This is a genomic window from Larkinella punicea, assembly GCF_003334855.1.
In the GTDB taxonomy this organism is placed as follows: domain Bacteria; phylum Bacteroidota; class Bacteroidia; order Cytophagales; family Spirosomataceae; genus Larkinella; species Larkinella punicea.
Genome location: NZ_QOWE01000019.1, coordinates 170,177 through 190,161 on the forward strand (window position 1 = coordinate 170,177; position 19,985 = coordinate 190,161).

At 50.9% G+C, this 19,985-nt stretch carries 12 protein-coding genes; all 12 read right to left on the reverse strand.

Annotated features, from left to right (window positions below; genetic code table 11):
* Window positions 1-54: 54 nt before the first annotated feature.
* Entirely contained in the window at window positions 55-2,193 is a 2,139-nt protein-coding gene (locus DUE52_RS22090) for an outer membrane protein assembly factor BamB family protein (protein WP_374755917.1), read from the reverse strand.
* Window positions 2,194-2,217: 24 nt separating this feature from the next.
* A complete protein-coding gene (locus DUE52_RS22095; protein ID WP_114408231.1) occupies window positions 2,218-4,341 on the reverse strand; it encodes an outer membrane protein assembly factor BamB family protein in 2,124 nt (707 codons plus the stop codon).
* A gap of 21 nt (window positions 4,342-4,362) precedes the next feature.
* On the reverse strand, window positions 4,363-5,286 hold the full coding sequence (locus DUE52_RS22100; protein WP_114408232.1) for an alpha/beta hydrolase: 924 nt from the start codon (window positions 5,284-5,286) through the stop codon (window positions 4,363-4,365).
* A gap of 2 nt (window positions 5,287-5,288) precedes the next feature.
* Window positions 5,289-6,185, reverse strand: a complete 897-nt coding sequence (locus DUE52_RS22105) for a TIM barrel protein (protein ID WP_114408246.1) — start codon at window positions 6,183-6,185, stop codon at window positions 5,289-5,291.
* 43 nt (window positions 6,186-6,228) lie between these two features.
* Complete coding sequence (locus tag DUE52_RS22110; RefSeq protein WP_114408233.1) at window positions 6,229-7,794, reverse strand: sulfatase family protein; 1,566 nt, start codon at window positions 7,792-7,794, stop codon at window positions 6,229-6,231.
* Between the two features lie 215 nt (window positions 7,795-8,009).
* Complete coding sequence (locus DUE52_RS22115) at window positions 8,010-9,539, reverse strand: sulfatase family protein (RefSeq protein WP_114408234.1); 1,530 nt, start codon at window positions 9,537-9,539, stop codon at window positions 8,010-8,012.
* Window positions 9,540-9,635: 96 nt separating this feature from the next.
* Entirely contained in the window at window positions 9,636-10,784 is a 1,149-nt protein-coding gene (locus DUE52_RS22120) for a hypothetical protein (RefSeq protein ID WP_222930312.1), read from the reverse strand.
* 48 nt (window positions 10,785-10,832) lie between these two features.
* Window positions 10,833-12,767, reverse strand: coding sequence for a heparinase II/III domain-containing protein (locus DUE52_RS22125; protein ID WP_222930313.1), 1,935 nt, complete (start codon window positions 12,765-12,767; stop codon window positions 10,833-10,835).
* An 83-nt stretch (window positions 12,768-12,850) separates the two neighbouring features.
* A complete protein-coding gene (locus DUE52_RS22130) occupies window positions 12,851-13,516 on the reverse strand; it encodes a hypothetical protein (RefSeq protein ID WP_133299910.1) in 666 nt (221 codons plus the stop codon).
* A gap of 122 nt (window positions 13,517-13,638) precedes the next feature.
* Window positions 13,639-15,255 carry a RagB/SusD family nutrient uptake outer membrane protein gene (locus tag DUE52_RS22135; RefSeq protein ID WP_114408236.1) on the reverse strand — a complete coding sequence of 539 codons (1,617 nt, stop codon included), beginning with the start codon at window positions 15,253-15,255 and terminating at the stop codon, window positions 13,639-13,641.
* Between the two features lie 31 nt (window positions 15,256-15,286).
* Complete coding sequence (locus DUE52_RS22140; RefSeq protein WP_114408237.1) at window positions 15,287-18,430, reverse strand: SusC/RagA family TonB-linked outer membrane protein; 3,144 nt, start codon at window positions 18,428-18,430, stop codon at window positions 15,287-15,289.
* 1,156 nt (window positions 18,431-19,586) lie between these two features.
* Window positions 19,587-19,832 carry a hypothetical protein gene (locus DUE52_RS22145; RefSeq protein ID WP_114408238.1) on the reverse strand — a complete coding sequence of 82 codons (246 nt, stop codon included), beginning with the start codon at window positions 19,830-19,832 and terminating at the stop codon, window positions 19,587-19,589.
* Window positions 19,833-19,985: the final 153 nt, after the last annotated feature.

Below are 19,985 nucleotides of genomic sequence, written 5' to 3' on the forward strand. Positions count from 1 at the left end.
GCTGTAACCGATTGATAATTTGACTATTTAAGGATTAGTCATTGCAATATATCGTTAAGGCAGGGCGAATGCCACAACCTGATTCCCTTTTTTCGTCCCTAATTTTGTACCCCCACACGCAATCACGACGTATTGCTTTCCGCCGAGCTGAAACGTACTGGGTGTAGCGAAACCAGCCGCCGGAAGTTTGTATTCCCAAAGTAACTTGCCGTTCCGTTTGTTGTAAGCTCGAAACATGCCATCCCGTGTAGCCGCAATGAACAACAACCCACCTGCCGTAACCACCGGACCACCGTAGTTTTCGCTGCCTGTGGGCGGAGTCCCGGCTGCTTTCAGTTCAGGATATTCGCCCAGTACATTCTGCCACACCCGCTTACCCGTATTCAGGTCAATGGCCGTCAGCGTACCCCAAGGGGGCGAAATAGCCGGATAGCCTTTGCTATCCAGGAATTTGGTATATCCCGTGATTTTATACGGCAATGGCGGTTTTGTTGCCGAACCGGTTTTCGCTACCCCCATCACTTCCTGTTTTTCGTCACCGAATAGAAAAGCAATGAGCGCCTGTTTTTCAGCCGGTTTTAGCGCCGTAAAACCGGGCATCATTCCTTTGCCGTTGTTCACAATCTGCCGAACGTAATCGCGGTCGCGTCGTTGCCCGATTTCCACCAGCGACGGATAGCCGCTTTGGGCATTGCCCTGGCGATCGCGCCCGTGACAACCCGAACAGTTGAGCGTATACACCTGCTCGCCCGCACTCAGGTGAGCCAGTTCGCTCTGTTTGGGTGCGTCGATCATGGTCAATATCCAGGCCATTTCGTTGGCATTGACGTAGAGAATACCACTCGGATCGACGGCCGAGCCACCCCACTCGGCTCCTCCGTCAATACCTGGAAACACGAGCGTGCCCCGTTTATCGGGTGGAGCGTAATACCCCTTTTTGATCCGCCGAAATAAGGCCGTGAGCGAATCCCGATCGGTGCTGTAAGGGTTCATATCCGATTCAGTCAGTGATTGACGCGAAAATGGTGAGGGTCCAAGCGGTTTGGGCTGCGTAGGCCAGGTAGCTTCACCGGGGAGTGTGCTTTGTTCGACGGCTACTTCTTTGATCGGAAACAACGATTTACCCGTCACCCGGTCAAAGACCAGCACATGCCCCGATTTGGTCGTCAATGCCACCGCATCGATCCGTCGGGGCTTACCATCTGCCCCTTTTTGCTCAATCGTGAGCAGGTTAGGGGGAGAGGGAAAATCCCGATCCCAGATGTCGTGATGCACAAACTGATAATGCCAGAGCCGCCTGCCCGTCCGGGCGTCGAGGGCCAGCAGGCAATTGGCAAACAGGTTTGTGCCTTTGCGGTTCCCACCGTAAAAGTCGAAAGCCGCCGAACCCGTGGGTACGTAGACAATCCCCCTCTGGCGGTCGATGGCCATCCCTGCCCAATTATTGACAGCCCCCACGTCGGTATTTTTCCAGGTCTCTTTGGGCCAGGTTTCGTATCCATATTCACCGGGATGCGGAATGGTATGAAACACCCAGGCCAGTTTGCCCGTCCGGACATCAAATGCCTGAATATGCCCCGGGGCCGCATCCGAGCCTTCAGACAAACGCATCGGCATGATGATGACGTTTTCGAAAATGGTTCCGGGCGTATTGGATATCACGAACTTGTTTTTCGCCTGCTCACCCAGACCCGTACGAAGACTGATCCGTCCGGTTTCGCCGAAGCTGGATATAGGTTTGCCGGTCTGCTCATCAAGCGCATAAAGCCACGGGCCTGTGGTAAACAAAATACGGCTGTCGTCTTTGCCATCGGTCCAGTACGTTACGCCCCGGCTAGTGCTGGTGTTCGATTTGAAAGGGTCGCCAAAACGCCATAATTCCCGGCCCGTAGCGGCATCGAGGGCAAAGACCTGGAGAGCCGAGGAAATGCCATACAGCACGCCTTTGACGATGATGGGGTTCATCTGCATCTGGCCCGTGTCGGGAGCCGAATACGACCAGGCTACCTGCAATTTCTGGACGTTGCCGGTATCGATCCGGGTCAGTGGGGAGTAGTGATTGCGATCGGGACCACCCAGGTATTCAGGCCAGTCGGTATCCGTACTCTCCTGAAAACGAGGATAGAAAGCAAGACAACCCAGGATGATTGCCATCAACAGAATCGGTCGAAACATAACTATAAGGTTATTCATGGGTACTTCTTAGTCAATCATCTCCTAATCGCTCAGGCAAAACGCCACGTATCGATCACCGGAGCGTGTGTTGAGTTTGCCCCCGCCACAGGCAATCACGATGTACTGTTTACCATTGACCACGTAGGTACTGGGGGTTGCATACCCGGCGGCTGGTAGTTTCATTTCCCAAACCACCTGACCGGTCTGTTTGTCGAACGCCCGAAATTTCTCATCCCGACTGGCCGCAATGAACACCAGCCCACCCGCCGTAACCAGGGGGCCTCCGTAGTTGTCGGTTCCGGTAATCGGCACGCCTTTTTTCGTGAGTTCAGGATATTCGCCCAGCGGCACCTGCCAGCGATGTTCGCCGGTGTTCAGGTCAACCGCCGTCAACGTTCCCCAGGGCGGACTGCTAACCGGATAGCCGTTGCGGTCGTACCAGCGGTTGTAGCCCGTGTGCTGATAGGGAATCACCGCTTTTTGCGTTGAAACGACCGGTTTCTCTGCGGTTTTGTTGAACAGAAAATCGACAACAGCATCGCGCTCGGCTGGCGAAATATGCGAGAAGGAAGGCATCATACCCCGCCCTTTCAACAACACCTGCACCACCTGATCGCGCGAAAGCCGGTTGCTCACCTGCACCAGCGAGGGGTATGATCCATCGTGATTGCCTTTGCGGTCCGTTCCGTGGCAGGCCGAGCAATACAACTGATACTGAGCATTACCCGCCACGGTTTGCTGACCCGCGTTCGGCGATGGCTGCTGTCGGGGAATGAGCGACGTATAAACCGGCACTTCTTTCGAAGGGACGTACAGAATGCCTTCGGGATCGGTAGCCGCCCCACCCCACTGGGCACCGCCGTCGGTTCCCGGAAAAAAAACCGTCATCTTACCCGTCAGCGGAACATACGGACCGGTATTGGCTTTCCGCAGCACGTCCACCAACGAATCGCGGCTGGCAGCAAACGAATTGATTTCTTTTTCGGTAAAAGACTGACGGGCAAACGGGGCGGGTCGCTGCGGAATGGGCTGGGTCGGGCTCGCCTGTTCACCCGAAACCGCTTCCTGGGGAAAGGGCGTTTCTTTGATCGGGAAAATGGGTTTGCCCGTGATGCGGTCGAACACAAACGTAAAGCCCTGCTTCGTTACCAGGGCCACCACGTCGATTTTGCGGGGCCGCCCGTCTGAGCCTTTTTGCGTGATGGTGAGCAGATTGGGGGGCGCAGGCGGATCACGGTCCCAGATGTCGTGATGGACGAGCTGATAGTGCCAGAGCTTCTTGCCCGTAGCGGCATCGAGTGCCAGTAAACAATTGGCATACAGATTATTGCCTTTCCGATTACCCCCGTAAAAATCGTGAGCCGCCGAGCCGGTCGGAGCGTAAAGAATGCCCCGCTTGCGGTCGATCGCCATGCCCATCCAGGGGTTAGCCGCCCCAATCCGTTGGCGCGGATTGGCCGGCGACCAGGTTTCGTAACCGGCTTCGCCTTTCATCGGAATCGTGTGGAATGTCCAGACCAGTTGGCCCGTCCGGGTGTCGAACGCCCGAATGTCGCCCAGCAAAGCCGTTTCACTTTCCGAAAACCGGGCACCGACGATGATGCGGTTTTTGTAGATCGTATTCGGCGTATTGGACACCACGTAGTGATCGGCACCGGGTCGCTCGATGCCGGTTTTCAGGTCGATTCGTCCGTGATCGCCAAAGCCATCGATGAGTTTGCCCGTTCGGGCATCCAGCGCGTGTAGCCACGAACCGGCTCCAAAGAAAATCCGTTGATCGGCACCATCGGCCCAGTACGTAACCCCCCGGCTGAGGGTGCCGCCGTTATCGGTCAGGGCCGTTTTCCAGATGGGTTTACCCATAGCGGCTTCCACCGCAAACGCCTGTGTATTCGCCGACACGCCGTACAGGACGCCATCGATGATGAGGGGATTGCATTGCATCTGGGTGCGATTGCGCAACGTATCGGCCCCACCCGACGCATACATCCAGGCTACTTTCAACTGCTTGACGTTGGTACGATTGATCTGGTCGAGTGGCGAGTAATGACTCCGGGAGCCATCGCCATTGTATTCGGGCCAGTCGGTCGTGACGTCGGCCAGTTGAAAAGCCAGCGCGGCACTAAACGCCAGACAGCCTCCCAGGGCCAGTAGTCTTTTCTGCATCGGATGGTTCAGGAAATAGGGCTATTTCGTGTTGGTTTTGGGGAGCAGATAGCCGAGCCTGGTTAAAAACTGGTCCGTTAGGTCGATAATCTGTTGGTTGAGTTCCTGATTGGCATTAAAGAAACCGTGTTTCTGTCCGGCAAAGCGGTGTAATTCGCAACGGTTGCCAGCGGCCTGCATTCGTTCACAAAATTCCTCCGCGTTCTGAATCGGCACCGTCGTATCGGCCTCGCCATGAAAAAGAATAGTGGGCGGTATTCCGGGCCGTATGTGCGCCACGGGCGAAAGGGATTCTGCCCGGTCGCCTAATCGTTCGTAGCCATAGCCCCCAACGGTTGTTTTGGTAACCGGATTCATCAAAACCAGGGCACTGGGTCTGGTGCTGACCGACTGATCTTCACCGGGTTCGTCGATCAGGTCCAAAACCGCCGTCGCCAGAGCCAGATGACCACCCGCCGAACCGCCAGCCGCCACAATCCGGTCCGGCTGAATCCCCAATCGGCTGGCATTTTTGCGCACCCAGCGCATGGCCGATCGGGCATCCTGCACGGCTTCAAACGGCGTGGTTTGCTGCCGACTCGAAACCCGGTAGTCGAACGCAATCGTGATCATGCCCCGGTCGGCAAAATAATGACAGGCCTTTTCAAACTGGGTGACACGCCCGCGGACCCAGCCGCCCCCAAAAAAGAAAACGAGGGCCGGGTATGTTTTTCCCGGCTGGTTATCCGGCGGATAGATGATGCTCGCCCGCAAATCGGTTGGCCCGGTCTGTTTATAGATTTCAACCTGCGCCTGGGGTAATACGCGTTGGGCCAGTTGCAGGGTATCGCGGCTTTGGGCAGAGGCTACGCAGCAACTGAGTAACCACAGCCCCAGCAGCGCATACCGATGGGCTGAACGACGATTTCCCGGTTTATTCGTGGCAGTGGCTACGGAGTGTTCCATGGCTAAAAATAGTGCTGGATGGCTTTCGGATAATCAGCAAAAGCCAGTTCCGGCTCCGGGATTTCGGGATGCCACATTTTTTCCCATTCCAGGCTGTAATAGCCAGAATAACCGCCCGCTTTCAACGCATCGATCGCTTCCTGAAGCGGGGCTTCGCCTTTGCCAATAAACGTATAGGCGGGTTTTCCGGCCACCATACGACCATCTTTGATGTGGGTATGACGGATGTATTTTTTGAGCGTTTGATACACCTCCGCCGGTGGCTCTTTGGTGACCGACCACATATTGAAAATATCCCAGATCAGCCCGACGTTCGGATGCCCGGCCTTTTGCAGAATCTCAAGCAAGACGTCTTTCCAAACCACCTCGCCATGTGACTCCAGCAGCACCGTTACGTTGGCATCTTTTGCGTACGTTCCCAGTTCCAGCAGGTTTTCGCTAATGAGATTGATGGTTTGCTGCCGATCCTGATCCTTGGGTAAATCGTTGGGAAAAACCCGAACGTACGGGCAGGCCAGTTGCTGAGCCAGTTCGATGAAGCGTTTGGCTTCGTCCATGTTTTTCTGCCGTTTGGCCGCATCCATCCAATGCAGATTAGCCGACGAACCTAAGTTACAGATTTTAAGATTATTATCCGCAAACAACCGGCGTGATTCGGCAATGGACGTGCTGAACTCCGGGCGTTTGGGCAGGAACATCTCTTTTTCCAATCCCCGGATTTCAATGGCTTCGTACTTTTCGGCAACGGCGGTTTTGACGATTTTCGCCAACGGCCAGGTCGGGCAGCCCAACGTCGAGAATGCCAGGCGCGGTTTGGCTTTTTTGACCGTCAATCCCAACGTGGCCACCCCGGCCAGTCCAGCGGTTGTCTTTAAAAACGTTCTGCGTGTAGTGTTCATTTGTAGAGAAGAAAAAGGACACCGTTTTTTTACTTGTTCCGGGTCAACGGCTTCGTCCATTGTATTGAATCTCCCGTAGTTTGGCCCGGAGTTCAGTCACCACTTTTCGGTTCGATTCGTATAGATTGACGTTTTCGCCGGGGTCACTTTCCAGATTATAAAGCTGACCGGGTGGATTGCCGGGCTCGAATTTGTAATCCCACGAGTGCGGCCCCATGCGGATGTATTTCTTCTCGTCCCAATCATAACCACCCCCTCCCTGGCCGGAGATGAACTTCCACGGACCTTGTCGGATGGCAAACAGGCCGCTTTTGCCATCCACCACCAGCGTCTCCCGAATGGGTTTTGCCGGTTTTGTGCCCTTCAGTTCATGCAGGAAACTATAACTGTCCTCGCCCGCATTCCAGGGCAGGGTAACTTTTTGCATTTCGGCTACCGTAGCCACCATGTCAATCAAGCCTACCAGCTTAGTGGAAACCGTCTGGGCCCTGGTAACGCCCGGCCACCGAACCAGCAACGGAATGTGTACCCCACCTTCATAAGCTTCGGTTTTTTGTCCGGAAAACGGCGCATTGGGTTTATGACCATTGAACTCTGCATTCCGGGTATTTTGGGGATAGCGCACACCTCCATTGTCGCTGGAAAAAATAACAATGGTATTTTTGGTTAGCCCTTTTTTGTCCAGTGCCTTCAGTATTTCTCCAACCGACCAGTCGAGTTCGTTGATAAAGTCGCCGTAAACACCGATGGAACTGGTCCCTTTGAACCGTTGATGGGGGGCGAGTGGGCCATGGATGTTCCGGTGCGCTACATACAGAAAAAAGGGCCGGTCCGACGTTCGGTTTTTTGTCCCTTGTTTTTCAATCCAGTCCACGACTTTATGGGTCATGGCAATGCCCAGATCGGGGTGGGCATATCGAATATCTTCCTCACCCATGAAGTCATGGTTGGGCGTTGGGGGAGGTAGTCGTTCATAATAGGACGTCTCAGTTCCATCCCAACGTTTATCCAGCTTGATCTGCATGTTTTTATCCTTCGTCAAGCCCACTACACGGTGATTTTCAATGTACACGAACGGTTTTAAGCCCACGTGCGGCACCCCCCAGAAATAGTCGAATCCGGCTTCCAGCGGCCCCGGCTTTAATGGCAGGTTATAATCCGCCCCCTTGTAATCATCCCAACCGGGCGTACCTGGCAGTCCGAAACCCAGGTGCCATTTGCCCAGCAGGGCCGTATGATAGCCTTTGGCCTGCAGAATTTTGGGTAAAGTCAGTCGGTTGGTGTCAATTAGCATCGGGTCGGGCGACCAGATGGTTTGATGGCCGTTCCAGGTGCGCCAGGCGTAGCGACCCGTCATTAGGGCGTAGCGGGTTGGTGTACAAACGGAGTGAGGTGAATAGGCATTCTCAAACCGCATACCCTCCTTAGCCAGTCGGTCGATGTTAGGCGTGGATACTTTGGTAGCTCCATTACAGCTTAAATCGCCATAACCTAAATCGTCGGCCAGGATAAAAATGATATTTGGTTTGCTGGCAATCTGCCCCAGACTCGGCATGACCTGTAGCATGGAACCGGCAAGAATAAATAGAGCGAGGGCTTTGCGTTTCATTGGGAAAGCATTCGGTTAGCATTGACTGCCTGAAGACAAGTAAAGCCATCGCAACTACTTACAGGATATTTGACAATTTTTAGTATTACTTGGATAAAAAGCAATAGAATACAGCCTGCCGCACCAGTTTTTTCGAATAGCAGGCAGCTGTCAGGACCAACAGGACACCTGAATGGACCATGTTTAAATAGGTCAAATTCTAGCTATTTTTCTTTTTAGTTGCCATCGCGCTCCAAAAACGGGGGAAACTCGGCAGCTTTTGGGCCTTTTTTATTTCGTAAATTATTCTGGTGGCCCCGATCTTCATACAACGGAATCGACATCCCATTTGTCTGTTGCAAAATATCGAACAGTTCCTTATTCATCTGATTGACAACAGTCTGATACGATTCGCTTCGAATCAGGTTGTTCACTTCATTCGGGTCGGTCTGTAAATCGTAGAGTTCATCCGTATCCCAAATGCCGTGATAATGAATGTATTTGTAGCGATCGGTACGTAGGGCGTGCATCGTGGGCGTTTGCGGAAAATTGCGTTCCCAGTAGTACTCGTACAAAAGGCCCGTTCGCCACGGTTTCTGCTGACCTTTCAAAAGTGGTAAAAAACTTTTCCCATCCATGTAGGTTGGCACTTTCAGTCCAGCTACTTCCAAAAAGGTCGGCGCGATGTCGATATTCGCCACCACCTCATTCACCACCGTACCGGGTTTGATCAACTCCGGGCAATGCGCCAGCATCGGTACGCGCATAGAGGTTTCGTAGGCCGTGCGTTTATCAATCAGGCCGTGCTCACCGAACATAAAGCCATTGTCGCCCATATATACCACCAATGTCGATTCGAGCATCCCTTCTTTTTGCAGATAATCCAGCACACGACCAACCGATGCGTCGACGCCGGCCAAAGTTTCGGCGTATCGTTTGTAATACATACCAATATCCAACTGACTGTGGTACGGATACTCGACGCCATGCCAGGAGTTACGCTGATTCTGTAACCACATTGGGGCATCGTTCTGACTGCCAATGTTCATGCTAACAGGCGGCTTAAAGGTATGGCCTTTATACCGGTCTTTGTCTCGTTCGGATGGTATAAAATCAGCATGAACGCCCTTATGGGAGAGATAGAGCATAAACGGCTTGTCTTTCCTGCGGTGCTCCATAAAATCCAGGGCGTAATCCGTCAATTCGTCGGTGATATAGCCCTTTTGCGGGACTTTTTTGCCGTTCACATTCAACCCGTTCTTTTCGGGCAAGTACGAGCCCTGTCCTTTGAACGACACCCAATAGTCGAACCCACGCTGCGGATCATCGAATTCTCCGCCCATATGCCATTTGCCAATCATGGCTGTCTGATACCCCGTTTTTTGCAGATACTGTGAGTAAAAAACAAGATCTTTAGAAACGGGATTGTTGTTATCAACTACCTGATGTCTGTGGGCATACAACCCCGTCAGGATTGACGCCCGGGACGGTGAGCAAAGAGCCGTAGTTACAAATGCATTGGGCAAATAGGCTCCATTTTTGGCCAGCCGGTCGAGGTTAGGCGTTTGGATGAACGTCTGCGTTTTCAGAAAACCAAGCGCGTCGTAGCGATGGTCGTCGGTGAGGATGAAAACAATGTTTCGAGGTCTGGCTGCGGTTGTTTTAGCAAGCGTCAGTGAACCATTAGGCTGACGAACCAGTACCTGTTGCGCCCAGCCATTGGTTAGAAGGATTACAGATAGAAATGTCAAAAGTATACGGATCATATTATATGGCAATTTTTCCTGTATAGCAAAAAAGGTCAGAATTATGTGTTCGAATAAGTTTTTATTAGGATAACCGCATTTTTGCATTCGACCCGATCAACGTTTAAAATCGGAAACCCATGCTTCCATCTCCAGATTTACTTTTTTTACCTGTTGAATGAAGACATCATTCGGTTTTTCCTGCTCGGTTAGTAGCCCTTTTTTACGAACACGATTTTCTAAATAGGCACCGCACAGGTGATAGCCAATACACGAAGGTGCCTTACGCAAGTGCGTATAAATCTCTTCGTAACCTTGTGAGGTATGCTCTTCGTGTCCTGTATTCTTATCAATAATGGCGTGACTACAATCAGCCACCAGCGTAGGCAGCCCCGTTTTTTTGTACCAAAAATCCAGGTTCTGAAGGATTTGGGGGGGAGTAGAAAAGTGTTGAAAACTAAGAACGTCTACGTATGGCAAAGCCGCCTGAATCACTTCTTCTGAGAGAAGTTTGGAAGCTTCATACCGATCACCGAGTATCAAATGATTTGTATCGTACCTTCTGACTGCCTCGTGGGTTACCTTGTAATACTGACGGGCGATTCGAGACAGCTCCTTTTTTCCGCTTTCAGTCCTCAGTAATTCGGGATCGAAAATGGGGCCTTTCCACTTGTTTTTATTGGTAGTATGGACCCATATAGGGCAATCGAGATAAAAATAGCCGATCAAATTGGGGTCGTCTGCCAGGCGGGCCGCTTCATCCCGAGCCACGTAGTCGCACCAATCCCTAAAGTCCTGACTAAAAAAATCAGGATGGCGAACTTCGGCATCCCACTGATGAAAGTCCGCAAAATGAAGCATATGGCAGTAGGGCATATTCAGCCACCGATACTCTTCTGCCGTAAAATTACGGGAATGCCGGTGATTGGTCATTCCTCGGTTAACGACTTCCTGAGTCCATCCAACGGTATTAAACCCCCATTTTTTCAGATTGGGGCTGACATCTTTTGTGAGCCATTCTTTGAGGCTATTTTGGTACTTTTCTTGCCAGATTTTGCCATTTTCGGGATACCTCAACGTGGCTGAATCGATATGATTGAGCCCAATGGAAAAGAAAGGTTTACCGGTAGGATCTTTCAAAAAAAAGCGTCCATTTGCTTTTTGGATTGAAAAATAACGTTTCCCTTTCCGAATGGGAAAGGCCTCAACTCCTAAACAACCCGTCATTCCAAAACCCAGTGTGAGCAGAAAATCCTTGCGGTTCATAGTTTTCCATTAGAGTTTTATTGCTATACGAATGATTGTCGTCACTGATTACTTGAGAGCTGTTACAGTGAAACTATACGTCCCTTTGCTGGCGGTCTTGAGAGCTGTCAGCCGCAACCGATAAATCTGACTCCCCCATACGTTCGACATTCGCTTATCTGGCAAATCGATAGGCTCCGCTTCGGCCAAAAACAGCAACGGGTCGTACTGCAGTGTCAACCGTTCCCCATCTACCCAAAAAGCAACCACACCTTTCTCCGTTATGTCGGGCGGGCGGGCGCACATGAAGTGGAACTGATTGTTGACCCTAACTTCGCCCAATACAAACGCATCGCGAAGCACCAGACCGACACCATCGGGCTGTAGCGTAAACGAGCGATTCCACTGCTGAACGCCCGCCGAATCGTAAGCCTCGGCGAGGTCGAGCGAAAACGTCTTTTTCGCCGAATCAAACCGAACGTTTCTGGCGCGGTATTTCCTGCCATTTTTCTGGGATATACCGTTTATATTTGGTACGCTATGGTAATGGCTCAACATGGTCCAGATGCCGTATCGGTTGTTGCTGAAGGTTTGCTTTGTATACGTACCCACGCCCACGTCAATCAGCAGCGGCTTGTTTTTGTAAAAAAGAATAAAACTACCGACGTCGTTGTGGTTATGGCTTTCGCCGTTGTGTCCTCCTTTGGCCGCCAGAAAATAGTTGCCGCTCCGCATGAAACACAACTCAGTTTGAGGATACCATGAATATGGTGGTGTCGACAAGGCCCCTGGTGTTTTTTCGACCTCTTCCCACGTTCGCAGATTTTCTAACGTTCGGGTCAAATCCCGGCCGCTTCCGTGGCAACTACAGTTAACATAATCCGGGCTTTGTCGCGCCAGATAGGCCCCGAATTTCTGCATCGGTACGCTGTTGACCGCCTTACCGTACCGATAAATCATGCCCGCCGGTTTGTAAACTTTGGCAGGCGCATCGGCAAAATTGACCACCCAGCCATTACCAATGTAGGAATTGACAATGTATTCGCCCATATTTTTGATCAGCGGCTGGTCGAAGATCGATACCTTACCTCCTGTTGCCTGGTGCAGCAAAGCAAGGTATTCGTAAAGCTTTCCGGCAGCGAGGTCCCAATAAAACGGTCCTTCTTCACAGCCTCCGTCCTCGTGGTTGTAGTTAATGAACTTATCGACCGACTGCATCGTGCGTGCAACGGCCTGAGCCAGCTTTTGTGGGTCATTTTCCAGCAGCATGTAACAAGCCAGCACGTTGAAATTGCACCACGGATTCCAGTTGTTGACAAACGTCTGAGTGGGTTTCAGAGCTTGCCACCAGTAATCGTCCCGTTGCATGTAAGGGTCCAGAATCCGCCGTTGAAGTTCATGGCGTAACCGTTGGCTAATAAGCGGGTTTACATTGTCCATTGGTTCCGTCAGAAAATAGTGCGTCCAGGCCAGCAACGTACTCATGTCGCCCACTACCAGATCCAGAATAGCCTCATCAGGGTTAGGCAATGATCGGGGAGGACGATTTTTAGTCATCACAAAGAGATTATTGACCGATGCCCAACTGGTCTGTTCGCAAAAAAACCAGACTCCATCGATGATTTTATCCATAAAGCGCCCTTTCCCCTCCGCCAATTCGGCCACTACCAGATGGTTAAAGGCTACGGTATTGGTGTTGAAAGGTTCCTCCTGCCCCAGCCGCGATCCACTCCGTTCAAATTCGAGATAGCCCGAAGCGGTGATCTTCTGCCATGTATAATTCAGGTTTTCTTCGCCTTTCTTAATCAGGGAGGTCTTTAGCGAGCCGGTCATTTTATCCCACCCCGCCCGATCGGTATAGACAGGGTAAGTGACCCATTTCTGATGGAGGATCAGCGTTTGATCCAGCCGACGCACATCGGCCGACTTTTGCAGTAAATTCCGTTCGTCGGCGGCAAAGGTCCTAAAGGAAAAAACAAGGATAAATGCAAGCAGTCTGAACACTGTCTTACGGTTTATTCCGACATTCCGGATAACAGCAAACATTAGATAATAAGAAAACTGACTGGTTATCATTCCATTATTAGCTATGGTTTCGAGTATATCACCAGATTCTTGAATAATACGGCAGCCTTATAGTCCGCACTTCCTCTGACGCGTAAGGCTACGCGTCCGCCCGGAATCGTGTCGCTGTCGTCCGCTTCCAGCACGGTTTTACCGTTTATAGCCACCCATATTCTTGACAGATTCTGACCTACCTCTACGTTATAGTAAATGCCGGTGAGCAAACCGTCCTGCTCCGGCGCGCTGGTTAATACCCGCGCGCCGGGGTTGCGAGTGATGTAGGGTGTCCCCCCATGCGGAGCGTTTCGGAAAACGAAAAAGTAATTCTCCCGCGACCCAGTCCAGAAGTTCATGGCGCCGTTGTAATCGGCGGGAATGGTCAGCCCATCGGTGGCCTTGTTGCGGGCCGACAACAAGGTGACGACGATCGCTGCGGGCGATAAAAGCAAAAACTGATACCGGACAATAACCTGTTTTCCGTACGAATCAGGGCTCAACAGCATCACCCCTTCCGAATTTTCCGCTTCTTCAAGACACGTTTGGTTGCCAATCGTGGCAAAGGCTCTACCAATTCCTAAAAACCGCCATTGAGCCAGATTCTTCGAGGGAACGTCTTGCCGCTTCCACGTTTCGAAACGAGTAGCAGCCTGTGATCCGGTTTTCTCTTGATTGGCAACACGACAGGCCATCCATGACGTCGATATGACCAGAACAGCCAGGTATACGACAAAATTTTTAAGGTGCATTAAATAGTTGACTAACATGGAAAGTCCTCAGAATCCTTCGATAAGTAGGACTAATGCATACACGATCACCAGTTCGGGTTTTGTTTTAGCCCTGGGTTTAAAGCCAGTTCGTTCGTTGGGAGAGGCCAGAGGTAATCCCGGTTGGGTTTAAAACTCCGGAAACGGGCCTCCTGAACCAGAATGTAGTTATCAGCTGTCAGGAGCGGTTTGGTTTGTGTGCCAAACTCACTGGCAAAAAAATAGTTGCCCAGAATGGGTTTCGGCAATTCCATTTCGGCGGTTTTCCAACGAATCAAATCCCAGTATCGGTGGCCCTCCATGGCCAGTTCCACGCGCCGTTCCCGGCGAATTTCGTCCCGCATAGTCAGACCGTTGGTTTGGACAAAGACATTGGTGAGCGCCGGAATTTTACCGCGCTGACGGAGCAGATTAATCGACAGGTTTAAATCAGTATCGCTGATTTTTTCGGACAATTCGTAAGTAGCCTCGGCATAAATCAACAACACTTCTGCATAGCGAATGATCGGCAAATCGATGTAACTCCGCAGATTCCGATAATCGGTAAAGTCCATGTATTTGCGCATGGCAAAACCCGTGCGTTGTGCATTTAAAAGCGCTATCGTGAAAATGGCCAGATCGCTTGTCCAAGGGTCACCCCGCTTGGCCACCGTCTCGGAAAGACGCCCATCACGGTTGGTAAACACATCAATCGATGCTACGGGGGCTTTGTACAAAGGCGATTTAGTGATCGGAAGTCCATCGGTCATTAAATATGAATCGACTAACGCTTTGGTCGGGTTTGAGCGTCCGGTCTGGTAGTCCCGTGAGGCATTGTGGTTCACGATTGATTCGGTAACGCTTACGCCATATTGTTTGACCAGAATATTTTCCCGATTCTGTCGGCCCTCACCAGCCAATTGAAATAAATTGAAGTAGCTGGCAAATAACCCATGCTCCTTGCTGTCCATCACTTTTTTTGCTGCTTCCTGAGCCAGCGTAAGATGAGTAGCTGGATTACCGTAGGCATGAAACTTGGAACGGGTTCCTTCGAACAGGGCAGCACGGGCTTTAAACGCCCAGGCCGCCGTTTTGCTGATTCGACCATAGCCGACATTGGCTAAGGTGGTGGGGGTGGGCAGGTAATTGGCCGCTTCATCGAGGTCTTTGTAGATGCGGGCGATGACTTCGCTCCGGGAGTTGGCTGGCGCCGACAACTCGGCAGCATCTTCGCGCAGTGTTGTCAGAATCAGCGGTACATCACCATATCGCTGTAACAGTCCATAATAGGCGAAGGCTCTGAAAAACAGGGCTTCTCCGATGTAGACATTCGCCTGAGCCTGGCCGACACCATTCGACAACGCCAGGGGGGCTTTCTCAATCAGATTATTGGCGGCCCGGATAAGCCGGTAGGGCGCATTGAAATCGGCATCGGTTGCCGGTACCAGCCGCGACCCATCACTAATTTGATTGGACGCCGTAGCAAACGCATCGTCTGACCAGATGTCGTCGGTTATGGGCATGCCCGGCAGTAAGGTATATAAATAGTTGGCAGCGGCCTTCAAATCGTTCTCACTTTTCCAGAAGGATTGGTCGCTTAGTGCCGTCTCCGGGATACGGTCGACGTCACAACTTACGACGAACAGGCTCATCAACAGCCCAATAAATAGTCGAATTATTTTCATGTCGTTTCAATGCGGTTTAGGGTGAACAGGCTTAAAATGTCAAGTTAACACCGGCGGCTACCGTACCGTAAAAAGGATAATCACTGGTTGCATTATCCTGGTTTTCAGGGTCGAACAATTGTTTAAAGACACCCAGTCGCGAGAATGTAAGAATATCCTGCCCCGTAACGAACAACCGTGCTCTGGACAACCCTATTTTGCTGATCGCCTGAACGGGGAGCGAATACCCGATCTGAATATTCTTCAGCCGCATATACTGTCCGTTGAGCATCCACTTGTCGGCGCGGAGATAATTGTGCGTACCCTGCAGGTAGGGACGCGGGAAGGCCGCATCCGCATTCGTCTCGGTCCAATAATTGCGGTGAATCGCCAGTGCCTGTATCCAGCCCTGATTCAGGGGCATGACGGTGGCAATAGCCGGGAAAAACGAACGCTTGCCTACCCCCTGAAAAAAGAATGAAAAATCGAGTCCTTTCCATTGCACGCTTCCGTTGAAGCCAAACAGAAATCGGGGTTGATTAGTACCCAGATAGACCAGATCGCCGGGATTTTCGGGGGTGCCGTTGCCCGGCGTAATGCGGTTATCACCGTTCAGGTCACGGTATTTTACGTCCCCTGTGCCAGTACGGTTATCCTGAAATGCCCATTCCTGCACCTGGGTCGCCGATGAGAAGTAACCATCTGTTTTGTAACCCCACAGCGAGTTGATCGGATACCCTTCCAGAATGCTGACGGTTCCGGCCGAAATCACTTTCCGACCGGCATAACTGAGCAGTTGGTTCTGATTATCTGACAGGTTGAAGGCGACGGAATAATTGACATCTTTTCCGATTTTATCCCGGTAGCGCAATTCGGTTTCCCAACCCCAGGATTTCAACTCACCGTTGTTGACGAGGGGCGTACTGACACCGAACGTAGCAGGCAACTGCAACGGAGTGAGCATGTTGCGGTTAAATTTTACATAATAATCGACCGTAAGCTGGAGCCTGTTCTGTAAAAAGCCCAGGTCTACACCGCCATTAGCCGTCTCTACCGTTTCCCAGGTCAGGCTCGACGAAGGTACACTCCCCTGATAAAAGTACGTGGATCGAACTTCGGGGGTGCCCAGAATGAGGGCCGAACCCCGGTCGAGCAGGTTCAGGTAGTCGTACAGGCCAATGTTGTTGCCCAGCGCACTTCCCAATTGCCCCCAGGATCCCCGCAACTTGAATTCCGAGAAAAGCGGTAATACCGACGAAAACCAGTTTTCACGGTGCAGATTCCAGCCCACCGAAGCCGCCGGAAATGCTTTTCGGCGATTGCCGGGGGCCAGCCGCGAGCTTTCGTCCACGCGCAGGGTCGCTTCAAAAAGGTACTTGTCGGCAAAATTGTAGTTGATACGCCCGAAATACGACTGATACGCAAACGTTTCTATGGTTTGTGTATTGACTTTGGTAAGATCGTTACCCAGGTTGAGCGAAGGCAAATCATTACTGGCGAGATTGTTGGCCGAAGAAAACACACTGGAAAACCGTCCATCTTCCCATTGATACCCCACTAGGGCCTGGATCGTATGATTCGTTCCAATCCGGGTGTTGTAATCGGCCAGCAACTGAATGTTATTGTTGAGCCGCGTACCGCGCGTTACTTCAAATACGTTCGGATTATTGAGGTAAAATGAAGGCCTTACCCGGTTCCAGAGTTCAATCGTTCGGGCAAAGCGTTCCCGGTCTTCGAGTCGATACTGTACCCCATAAATTGCCCGGAGCTGGAGCCCTTTCACGACCTCGGCTAACCGAAACGTAAATACCCCGTCAAAATAATTTCGGTCACGGTTGTTGTAGCCTCCGGCAGTTAGCTGCGCATATGTATTGTTGCCTGAAGAACCGCCTTCACCGTTTAACCGACCTTCCGGAGTAAGTAGCGGCCAACGGGTCCGGAGCCGATAAACCTGGTAGAGAAGAGCATTGCCGTCGGTGGCACTAACGGGCGCTTTTTGCTTTTCAAGGGTATAGGCAATCCGCGAGTCGAACGACAGTTTGCGCGTCAATTGAGCCGTCAGGTTGAGTCGGGCATTGTAACGCTGTAATTGATCGGGGCCTACTTTAAATACGCCCTGCTTATGGTAATACCCCAGCGACGCTAAAAAACTCAGCTTATCGGTTCCTCCGCGCGCCGACAGGTTATGCGTTTGCATATAGGACCGGTCGCGGATCATTTGCTTCACCAAATCTTTCTGATTGTAAAAAATGTATCGATTGGTATCGACCGGATTGACGACATATTCGACCCTATCCCGAATTCGTTGCAGATCTTCATCCGTGTATTCCGGGCCTGCCCCCGAATTGGCCCGCGCCAGGTTCGCAAATTGTGCTTCTTCCATCAGCGACAGGCGTTCGGGTACATTGAGTGCCCAGTCAAACCCAATCTGATTGGAATAGTCGAACGTGGTTTTTCCCGCTACGCCTTTTTTGGTCGTCACCAGTATCACTCCGCCAGCCGCCTGCGCCCCGTAGATGGCAGCCGCAGCCGCGTCTTTCAGGACACTAATGCTTTCAACATCGTTGGGGTTGATGGTCTGCAAGGTGAGAATAGGGGCTGCCACCCCATCGACCAGCAGCAAAGGGTTGACATTGCCATTGGCCGAAGTAGCACCCCGTACCTGAATGGCGATATTTTCGTTGCCGGGTTGTCCGCCGGTGCGGGTGATGGCCAGCCCCGGCGTGGTACCCTGCATGGCGTTGGCGAGATTACTAACGGGCCGGTTTTCAATTGCTTTCGAGTCAATGGTTGATACGGCTCCGGTCAAGTTTGTTTTTTTCTGGGTGCCATAGCCAACCACGACCACTTCTTCCAGCGCTTTGGTATCGGCCTGTAAGGACGCATTAAGCTGCGTTTGATTGCTCACAACCACTTCTTTTGACACGTAGCCAACGAACGAAAAAACCAGCACTGCTTCACGGTTAGAAACCCTCAGTTTGTACTTTCCATCCGCATCGGTGGTTGTCCCCTGCTGCGAACCTTTCACCAACACACTTACACCGGGTAAGGTCTCTCCTTTCTCGTCCGTCACCGTTCCCGACACCTCCTGATCTTGGGGAATAATATTTCCCGGACGTGTTAATTGGGGCAGTTGCATCAGTTTGACAGCCGCGAGAAAGCCATTGGGGGCTTCTTCATTCGGCTGCCTGTCCATTTTTTTTATTCCCGATACGCCATCCTCTTTTCTCTTCTTTACAATAACATAGGATCCACTTGTCTGTCGGGAAAACGTTAAGTGGTAGGGTTGCAATAGCCGGGTCAGGTTCTGCTCAACGGTCAGATTCCAGTTAATCTCTGATGGCGATTGGCTGATATGTCGCACAGCTCGGTCAGCATATAATATATCAACTCCGTAGTATGCTTTCAACTCCTGTAAAAGTGTTGTTAATTTGGCGGAAGCCAGTTTCTCGTGACTGCCAGGTTGCGTCCGGGCAGTCGCTACGGTTTGCGCCGAACAGGCCGTTATTGAAAGCAGCGTCAGCATCACTGAGAATTTAAAACTGATAGAGATTTGCATAAAGGATTAAGAATTAGTGCAGGAAAAGTGAGCGTAACCTTCGGTCGACATAAGGAACAATCCTGAGATTGGTACACGTTTAGGCCATAGTGATAGGTATTATTGTGAATGCAGGGATGAAAATCGGATCTTAGCACTCTTGTCAGGCTTTGTTTTATGGCTAAGAAACGCAAAAGTATTTCTCTAAAAAATACCTTTCTGCAAGATTCATGTTCAAGACAAGTAACCCACTATTGACTACTTACAGTGCCACAAAAAATTTCGCATTTATTATTAACAGCACTTTCGCTTTCTTCGCCTAAATCCCCTTTATAGTAGGGTCGTTAAGTTCTGAAAATGTACCAAACCTTATTTTGTTTTGAAGCTGAAATCTTTGATCATTAGTGCTCTTGATTTAAAAACAATTGGAAAGTAGTCTACCAGTTGAGCCGTTCCTAAATCCTGGACTTTTTAACATTGAGGATCAGACATTATTTGGGGGTCTTGATTTTTGCCTGAAAAGGGGCAGTAAAAAATAGAGGAATTAAACAATTCTCGAACTATTAAAATAAAGACGGCGCAATGAAAGGACGCCTTATACCCTTGAGAAACTCATCGAAGAGTATTGATGCCTTCTGGATAAGCTATCCTCCTTTTCCACCAAAATGACAATGAGTTACTTACTACAGGGATCTTTAGGACTTTGAAACGCACATTCAGTGCGAAAAATCTATCCAATTAAATTCTCCAACACCTCCTCTTGCCAGTACTCTCGTTTGAGAAAAGGGCGAATACCGATGGCTTTTTCGAGTTCCTAACGCATGATCATTTTCACATATGTCTCATTACCCACTGTGGTGACGATCGAATCGTGAATGGTGAAAATAGGCAGATCGGGCCGTTCCTGGGCAATGCGACGGGCGATGCGATTGAGGAAGATTTCAGATTCGATGTTCTGGAGCAACAACGCCAGCGTTCGGTGCTGCTGCGACTTGATGAGTTCAAACAGCCGCATCACATTCGGGAACAAGTCCCGAAAGATTTCCTTTCGTTTTTGCATCAAGCGGCTGGTGGTCTCATTCTCTGAAACATGAGTCATCCCGAATTTTAGGGGATGTGCAAAAAAGAGCCTCCTTTCTTAGTTTTGAGCATCACCACAACGCCAAAACCAGAAAGGAGGTCTTTTTATGTCGAAGACATGCCAACAAAAAAA

Coding starts and splice junctions, on each gene's coding strand:
- DUE52_RS22115 (WP_114408234.1), bottom strand. CDS start 9,539: ATGATCCGTATACTTTTGACATTTCTATCTGTAATCCTTCTAACCAAT.
- DUE52_RS22120 (WP_222930312.1), bottom strand. CDS start 10,784: ATGAACCGCAAGGATTTTCTGCTCACACTGGGTTTTGGAATGACGGGT.
- DUE52_RS22090 (WP_374755917.1), bottom strand. CDS start 2,193: ATGAATAACCTTATAGTTATGTTTCGACCGATTCTGTTGATGGCAATC.
- DUE52_RS22145 (WP_114408238.1), bottom strand. CDS start 19,832: ATGCAAAAACGAAAGGAAATCTTTCGGGACTTGTTCCCGAATGTGATG.
- DUE52_RS22110 (WP_114408233.1), bottom strand. CDS start 7,794: ATGAAACGCAAAGCCCTCGCTCTATTTATTCTTGCCGGTTCCATGCTA.
- DUE52_RS22140 (WP_114408237.1), bottom strand. CDS start 18,430: ATGGACAGGCAGCCGAATGAAGAAGCCCCCAATGGCTTTCTCGCGGCT.
- DUE52_RS22105 (WP_114408246.1), bottom strand. CDS start 6,185: ATGAACACTACACGCAGAACGTTTTTAAAGACAACCGCTGGACTGGCC.
- DUE52_RS22095 (WP_114408231.1), bottom strand. CDS start 4,341: ATGCAGAAAAGACTACTGGCCCTGGGAGGCTGTCTGGCGTTTAGTGCC.
- DUE52_RS22135 (WP_114408236.1), bottom strand. CDS start 15,255: ATGAAAATAATTCGACTATTTATTGGGCTGTTGATGAGCCTGTTCGTC.
- DUE52_RS22130 (WP_133299910.1), bottom strand. CDS start 13,516: ATGGCCTGTCGTGTTGCCAATCAAGAGAAAACCGGATCACAGGCTGCT.
- DUE52_RS22100 (WP_114408232.1), bottom strand. CDS start 5,286: ATGGAACACTCCGTAGCCACTGCCACGAATAAACCGGGAAATCGTCGT.